This is a genomic window from Streptomyces sp. NPDC031064, assembly GCF_055570965.1.
The window spans coordinates 1-7,045 of record NZ_JBVIGF010000017.1; the positions used below are offsets into that span (position 1 = coordinate 1).

General features: G+C 71.9%; 8 protein-coding genes. All 8 read left to right on the plus strand.

Features of this window, described 5'->3' with window-relative positions; genetic code table 11:
• Positions 1-105 precede the first annotated feature (105 nt).
• The 8 genes from ACZ46W_RS35200 (at position 106) to ACZ46W_RS35235 (ending at position 6,946) form a co-directional block, all read left to right on the plus strand.
• Positions 106-750, plus strand: a complete 645-nt coding sequence (locus ACZ46W_RS35200; protein WP_468346473.1) for an HAD family hydrolase — start codon at positions 106-108, stop codon at positions 748-750.
• Positions 751-793: 43 nt separating this feature from the next.
• Positions 794-1,963, plus strand: a complete 1,170-nt coding sequence (locus ACZ46W_RS35205; protein ID WP_468346475.1) for an MFS transporter — start codon at positions 794-796, stop codon at positions 1,961-1,963.
• A complete protein-coding gene (locus tag ACZ46W_RS35210) occupies positions 1,932-3,107 on the plus strand; it encodes an acetoin utilization protein AcuC (protein WP_468346477.1) in 1,176 nt (391 codons plus the stop codon). Before ACZ46W_RS35205 ends, ACZ46W_RS35210 begins: the two co-directional genes overlap by 32 nt.
• Positions 3,108-3,208: 101 nt before the next feature.
• A complete protein-coding gene (locus ACZ46W_RS35215) occupies positions 3,209-4,024 on the plus strand; it encodes a phosphatase (RefSeq protein WP_468346479.1) in 816 nt (271 codons plus the stop codon).
• Positions 4,025-4,152: 128 nt separating this feature from the next.
• A complete protein-coding gene (locus ACZ46W_RS35220; RefSeq protein ID WP_064070100.1) occupies positions 4,153-4,365 on the plus strand; it encodes a helix-turn-helix domain-containing protein in 213 nt (70 codons plus the stop codon).
• 152 nt (positions 4,366-4,517) lie between these two features.
• Positions 4,518-4,616, plus strand: a complete 99-nt coding sequence (locus ACZ46W_RS35225; protein ID WP_003948845.1) for a 30S ribosomal protein bS22 — start codon at positions 4,518-4,520, stop codon at positions 4,614-4,616.
• Between the two features lie 159 nt (positions 4,617-4,775).
• Entirely contained in the window at positions 4,776-5,849 is a 1,074-nt protein-coding gene (locus ACZ46W_RS35230) for an NAD-dependent epimerase/dehydratase family protein (protein WP_468346481.1), read from the plus strand.
• Between the two features lie 17 nt (positions 5,850-5,866).
• Entirely contained in the window at positions 5,867-6,946 is a 1,080-nt protein-coding gene (locus ACZ46W_RS35235) for a lysophospholipid acyltransferase family protein (protein ID WP_468346483.1), read from the plus strand.
• Positions 6,947-7,045: the final 99 nt, after the last annotated feature.

Consider the following 7,045-nt stretch of genomic DNA (forward strand, 5'->3'; position numbering starts at 1 on the left):
TACTGCAGGGGGGACCCTGTGGGAGAGTAGGACGCCGCCGAACAATTATTGTGGGAGAGCCCCGCACCTTATGGTGCGGGGCTTTTCTGCGTTTAGAGTCGTGTTATGCGCTATGAACTGGTCATTTTCGACAACGACGGCGTCCTCGTCGACAGCGAGCCCCTCTCCAACGCCATCCTGGCCGCCTACCTGACCGAACTCGGGCACCCCACCACGTACGAGGACTCCCTGCGGGACTACATGGGGGCCGCGGTGCACCGTATCCACGACGTCATCCTGGAGCGGACGGGGCTGCGGTTGCCCGGGGACTTCGATGAGACGTTCCACGCGCGCGTGTTCGCCGCTTTCGAGCGGGAGTTGGAGGCCGTCGCGGGCGTTCAGGAGCTGTTGGAGAAGCTCGTCGCCGAAGGCGTGCCGTACTGCGTCGCCTCGTCGGGGAGTCATGAGCGGATTCGGGTGGGGCACCGGAAGACCGGGCTGGACCGGTGGTTCCGGGAGGGCAGTGTCTTCAGCGCCCAGGACGTGGGGCGGGGGAAGCCGGCGCCGGATCTGTTCCTGCACGCGGCCGAGCGGATGGGGGTGGCGCCCGAGCGGTGTGTCGTCGTCGAGGACAGTCCGCTCGGAGTCCAGGCGGCGCTGGCGGCCGGGATGGACGTGTACGGGTTCACGGCGATGACGCCGGCCGAGCAACTGGTGGGGGTCAAGGGCTGCTTCGACGACATGGGGCAGTTGGTCGAGCTGCTCGTGTGATCGGCCTACCCAGGGGTAGCCCGGCAGCCTACGCTGTGCCGCCATGACGGATGCGCGGTTGCGGCGTGGGCGGGGCTCCCTGGCGGTCTGCTTCTTCGTGCAGGGCGTGACCTTCGCGCTGCTGGTGACGCGTATCCCCGCCATCCAGGACCGGTACGGGATATCCGACTCCCTGCTGCCGGCGTTCCTGGCGGCCGTGCCGGTCCTCGCCGGGGTGGGGAGCGTGGGCGCCGGGCGACTGGTGCGGCGGGTGGCGCCGAGCGCGGTGCTCCGGTGGGCGCAGCCGGTGGTGCTGCTGGCCCTCCTCGGGGTGGGCGCCGGGGACCGGATGTGGCACGTCGCGGTGGCGCTCGGGGTGTTCGGGCTGGCCGTCGGGGCGCTGGACGCGTCGATGAACATGCTCGGGGTGAGCCTCCAGCACGCGTACGGGCGCAGCATCATGCTCGGGTTCCACGCGGCGTACAGCCTGGGCGGGATCGTGGGGGCGTCGCTGGCGTGGGTCGCGGTGGACCGGGGGCTGGCGCTGGGCGCCTCGTATCTGGCGGTCGTCGTGGTGGTGCTGCCGGCGGCGCTGGTGGGGAGCCGGTGGTACGTGGACGGGAAGCCGGGAGCCGGAGAGGGGTCGGCGGCAGGCCGCTCGGCGGGGGTTCTGGTGCCGTTGTGCCTCGTGATGACGTTCGCGTACATCGGCGACTCCACCGTGTCGAACTGGAGCGCGAAGTATCTGACGGATGTGCTGGGCGGTTCGGAGGCGCTGGCGACCGTTCCGTACAACGCCTATATGGTCACCACCCTGTTGGGCCGGGCCCTCGGGGACCTGGGGGTGCGGCGGTTCGGGGCGGTGGCCGTGGTGCGGGGCGGGGCGGTGCTGGCGGCGGCCGGGTTCGGGGTGGTGGCCGGGGCGCCGGGGGCGTGGGCCGGGGTGGCCGGGTTCACGGTGCTGGGGTTCGGGCTGAGCGTGCTGGTGCCGCAGACGTTCGCCGCGGCGCGCGGTGACGCGGAGGTGGCGCGGCTGAACGTCTTCAACTACGTGGGCTTCCTCGTCGGGTCGCCGTTGGTGGGCGCTCTTGGGGATGCGTGGAGCTACCGCGGGGCGATGGTGGTGCCGCTGGTGTTGGTCCTGGTGACGCTGCGGTATGCCCGTTCGTTCGGTGTTGAACGGGACCGATACGGTGGCGGGCATGAGCGGCCGCGCACTGTTGATGTGGGATGACGCACTTACCGGCTACGACTTCGGGGCCGGGCACCCGATGGACCCGGTGCGGCTCGCGCTGACCATGGGGTTGGTGCGGGCGTACGGGCTGGACCGCCGGGTGGACGTGGTGGCCGCGAAACCGGCCGGGGACTCCACGCTGCGGCTGGTGCACCGTGAGGACTACGTGGCGGCCGTACGGGCGGCGTCGGCGGACCCGGGGGCGGCGGAGCAGGCGTACGGGCTGGGGACGCTGGACGATCCGGCGTTCGCGGGGATGCACGAGGCCTCGGCGCTGATCGCGGGTCAGTCGGTGGGCGCGGCCGAGGCGGTGTGGCGGGGGGAGGCCGCGCACGCGGTGAACTTCGCGGGCGGGCTGCACCACGCGATGCCGGGGTCGGCGGCGGGCTTCTGCATCTACAACGACGCGTCGCTCGCGATCGCGCGCCTGCTGGAGCTGGGCGCCGAGCGGGTGGCGTACGTGGACGTGGACGTGCACCACGGGGACGGCGTGCAGGCGGCGTTCTGGGAGGACCCCCGGGTGCTGACCGTCTCGCTGCACGAGCACCCGCGCACGCTGTTCCCCGGGACCGGGTGGCCTGAGGAGACCGGCGCGGCGGGCCCGGCGGAGGGCGGCGCGGTGAACGTGGCGCTGCCGGCCGGCACGGGCGACGCGGGCTGGCTGCGGGCGTTCCACGCCGTGGTGCCGGAGCTGCTGGCGGACTTCCGGCCCCAGGTGCTGGTGACGCAGCACGGGGCGGACACGCACTTCGAGGACCCGCTCGCGCACCTGGCGGTGTCCCTGGACGCCCAGCGCGCCGTCCAGGTGGCGTGCCACGACCTGGCGCACGAGTACGCCGAGGGGCGCTGGGTCGCCCTGGGCGGTGGCGGGTACGCGATCGTGGACGTCGTACCGCGGTCGTGGACGCACCTGGTGGGGATCGCGGCGGAGGCTCCCGTGGAGCCCGAGTCGGTGATCCCGTCGTCGTGGCGGGACGAGGTGTACGCGCGGACGCGGCAGTTGGCGCCGGGGCGGATGACCGACGGGCGGTGGCCGGTGTCGTGGCGGGGCTGGGACGAGGGGTACGACCCGGCGGACCGGCTCGACCAGGCGGTGCTGGCGGCCCGGCGGGCGGCGTTCCCGCTGCGGGGCCTGCTGCCGTAGGCGCGGCGGCCGTGGCGTGCCGCCACACGGTGTTACGCCAACTGTGGGGTGTCCCCGCCGTTTTGGCGCCGCGCCCGGGGTGGTGCGGCAGCATCGGCAGGGTGCTGAGTACCGGTGCGTTGCGTGCGCATTTGCTGGCGGCCGGGCTGGCCGGCCCGGTGGCGACCTCGCGGGAGCAGAGCCTGCGGAGCTACCGCCTGTTCGCGGCCCGGGACCCCCGGGTGACCCTCGGGCTGGACCCGCAGTGGGCGTGGGACGAGCGGGACCTGCTGCGGCTGATGGCCGACAAGTGCGGGGTCTCCGGCGATCCCGCGTACCGGTCCGGGCCCGACGTCATCGACCCGGAGCGGACGCTGAGCGCGCTCGGCGCGTTCGCCGCGCGGCTCGCGGAGGTCGCCCGGAGACGGGCGCCGGTGCTGTTCGGGACCGGTCATCCGCACCGACTGCTCGGTTTCTACGCCGGGCTCGCAGACGCTTTGTCGGCGGCCGGATGTCTCGTTCTCACACCCGCGCAGGGCCGATGTGTCGACATAACGACCCGGTTCGGCGTACGTACGTACAGCCTCGACTACGTACGGGGAGTCGCGTTGGTGCGGGAAGGAGGGGCTGAAGGCGCCGGTTGTGAGACCGGCGCACACACCCATTCCCCCCTCCCGGTCAGGGTCGCTCTGGAGGGTCTCGCGGACGCCGGCGGGCCGCTGCCGGAGCTCGTCGTGGGGGACCACGGATGGGTCTGCGGCGCAGGTCAGTTGGGCTTTGAGGCCGTCGGCCTGGCCGACACGGACGACCCCGCGCTGTTCGTCGGGGAGGCGGAGGGGCGCGTGTCCGTGGCCGTTCCGCTTGATGACGCTGTGCGGTCTGATTACTACCGACCGCTTACTCGCTATGTACTCAATCGAGCGTGTCTGTCACGGTAGGGGCCCGATGGCAGCTCCTCTTCCCCACTCGTATCACCCGCCCCTAGTCTGGTGAGTGAGCGCACCGCGACGAAGAGTCACCGGAGGGGAAGCCGGTGGGCGTTGCGGGCGGAAGGTACAGGTGGGTCATGGCTGCTGCTGGCGAGAGGCCTCTCAACGAGGTCAAGTTCCTGACCGTGGCGGAAGTCGCCTCGGTGATGCGAGTGTCGAAGATGACCGTGTACCGCTTGGTGCACAGCGGTCATCTGCCGGCGATCCGGGTGGGCAGGTCCTTCCGGGTTCCGGAGCAAGCGGTTCACGAGTACCTCCGAGAGTCCTTCGTGGGGGTGGAGACGGCTTAGCGGCCGTCGAGGGGCCCCGTGCGTACCCCTCGGATTACAAGCTCGGCGCTCGGGCCGGTAGGCTAGGCCGACGTAGGTCGTGTGGGCCCAGACGCCCCGCACCGAGATCCCCGCCTGTGCGGGGGTGTTCCGAGAAGTGAGCGAGGGTAGTCGTGGGCTCTGTTATCAAGAAGCGGCGTAAGCGGATGGCCAAGAAGAAGCACCGCAAGCTGCTCAAGCGCACCCGCGTTCAGCGTCGCAACAAGAAGTAAGCGACGGCTGTACGTGCGCCATTCGCGGCCCTTCCACCGGTTCCGGTGGGAGGGCCGCGGTGTTCGTGGCGCCGCCCATCGGGGTGCGGCGGTCATTACAGCGCACCATTCACCCGCTACGGTGGCCCGTAGGCGAGGACCGAACGGAAGGCGCTGATCTTGGGGAAGGTCGTGCTCGTCACCGGCGTGGCCCGGCAGCTCGGCGGCAGGTTCGTACGCCGCATCCAGCGGGACCCGGAGGTGGAGCGGGTCATCGGCGTGGACGCCGTCCCGCCCGCGCACCAGTTGGGCGACGCCGAGTTCGTCCGTGCCGACATCCGCCAGCCCGCCATAGGGCGGGTCCTGGCCGAGTACGGGGTCGACACCGTCGTCCATATGGACGTCACCGGAACGCCGCTGGGCGCCGGCGGGCGGACGGCGGTCAAGGAGACCAACGTCATCGGCACCATGCAGCTCCTCGGGGCGTGCCAGAAGTCGCCGACGGTCAGCCGGCTGGTGGTGAAGTCCAGTACGAGCGTGTACGGCTCCGCACCCCGCGACCCGGCCGTCTTCATGGAGACGACACCGCCGAAGTCCCTGCCGAGCGGCGGCTTCGCCAAGGACGCCGTCGAGGTGGAAGGCTACGTGCGGGGCTTCGCGCGCCGGCGGCCCGATGTGGCGGTGTGCGTGCTGCGGTTCGCCAACATCCTCGGGCCGGACGCGGACTCCCCGCTCGCCGAGTACCTCTCGCTGCCCGTCCTGCCGACGGTGTTCGGGTACGACCCGCGACTCCAGTTCGTCCACGAGGACGACGTCATCGAGGTGCTGCGGATCGCCTCGCACGAGCCCCGGCGCGGCACCCTCAACAGCGGCACGTTCAACGTGGCGGGTGACGGTGTGCTGACGCTGTCGCAGTGTTCGCGGCGGCTGGGGCGGCCGACGGTGCCGGTGCTGCTGCCGGCGGTCACCTGGGTGGGTACGGCGCTGCGGACGGTGGGGGTGACCGACTTCTCGCCGGAGCAGATCCGGCTCCTGACGCACGGCCGGGTGGTGAGCACGGCGCAGATGCGCGAGACCCTCGGGTTCGAGCCGAAGTACACGACCGCGGAGGCCTTCGCGGACTTCGCGCGCAGCCGGGGGCCGGGTCTGCTGCCGCCGGAGGCCCTGGCGGGGGCGGTCGACCGGATCGCCGCGTCGTCGCTTCCGTTCCTGGGCGGTGGCGGCGGGGCGAAGACGACTCAGAGCGCCGGATGAGGGAGCGCGATTCAACGATGGCGGACGCCAAGGTCATTCCGTTCGACGACGACCGGTCGCGCGCGGGTGCGGCCACCCCCAGGCCGGGCCGTCGGCGGCCCCTGCTGGGCGGCGGCACCCGGCGGCGGAAGGGCGAGGGCGGGGTGAGCGCCCTGCCGGGCCCCCAGGCGCCCGAGGCGGCGGCGGCCACGGACGAGCCCCGGGCGGCCGCCGACGCGGAGGCGGACACGGGCATGGGCGCGGACCGGGGCGGCCGTGGCGACTGGGACCGGCGGATCGCGGGCGGGCTGGCCTTCCTGCGCCGGAGGATCACCGGTGAGTACGAGGTCGACGAGTTCGGGTACGACGAGGAGCTGACCGACCAGGTCCTGATGTCGCTGCTGCGGCCGCTGTACGAGAAGTACTTCCGCGTCGAGGTGAAGGGCATCGAGAACATCCCGTCCGAGGGCGGGGCGCTGGTGGTGGCGAACCACTCGGGGACCCTGCCGCTGGACGGGCTGATGATGCAGGTCGCCGTCCACGACAACCACCCGGCCGGGCGGCATCTGCGGCTGCTCGCGGCGGACCTGGTCTTCATGCTGCCGGTCGTCAACGAGCTGGCCCGGAAGGCGGGGCACACACTGGCGTGCGCGGAGGACGCGGAGCGGCTGCTCCAGCGCGGCGAGGTCGTCGGGGTGATGCCGGAGGGCTTCAAGGGCATCGGGAAGCCCTTCAGCGAGCGCTACAAACTCCAGCGGTTCGGCCGGGGCGGGTTCGTGTCGACCGCGCTGCGGGCGGGCGCTCCGATCGTGCCGTGCTCGATCGTGGGCGCGGAGGAGATCTACCCGATGATCGGTAACGCGAAGACCCTCGCTCGGCTGCTGGGCTTCCCGTACTTCCCGATCACGCCGACGTTCCCCTGGCTCGGTCCGCTGGGGGCGCTACCGCTGCCGACGAAGTGGACGATCCAGTTCGGCGAGCCGATCCCGACGGACGGCTTCCCGCCGGAGGCGGCGGAGGACCCGATGCTGATGTTCAACCTGACGGACCAGGTCAGGGAACAGATCCAGCACACGCTCTACAAGCTGCTGGTACAGCGGCGGTCGGTCTTCTTCTGATAGTGCCGTGGGGGGGGGGGGGGGGGGGGGGGGGGGGGGGGAAAACAAACCCCCCCCCCCCCCCCCCCTCCCCCCCCCCCCCCCCCCCCCCCCCCAGAC

Bases quoted from the DNA above. Each gene is read 5' to 3' on its own strand.
- ACZ46W_RS35235 (WP_468346483.1), top strand. From the start codon at position 5,867: ATGGCGGACGCCAAGGTCATTCCGTTCGACGACGACCGGTCGCGCGCG.
- ACZ46W_RS35210 (WP_468346477.1), top strand. From the start codon at position 1,932: ATGAGCGGCCGCGCACTGTTGATGTGGGATGACGCACTTACCGGCTAC.
- ACZ46W_RS35200 (WP_468346473.1), top strand. From the start codon at position 106: ATGCGCTATGAACTGGTCATTTTCGACAACGACGGCGTCCTCGTCGAC.
- ACZ46W_RS35205 (WP_468346475.1), top strand. From the start codon at position 794: ATGACGGATGCGCGGTTGCGGCGTGGGCGGGGCTCCCTGGCGGTCTGC.
- ACZ46W_RS35220 (WP_064070100.1), top strand. From the start codon at position 4,153: ATGGCTGCTGCTGGCGAGAGGCCTCTCAACGAGGTCAAGTTCCTGACC.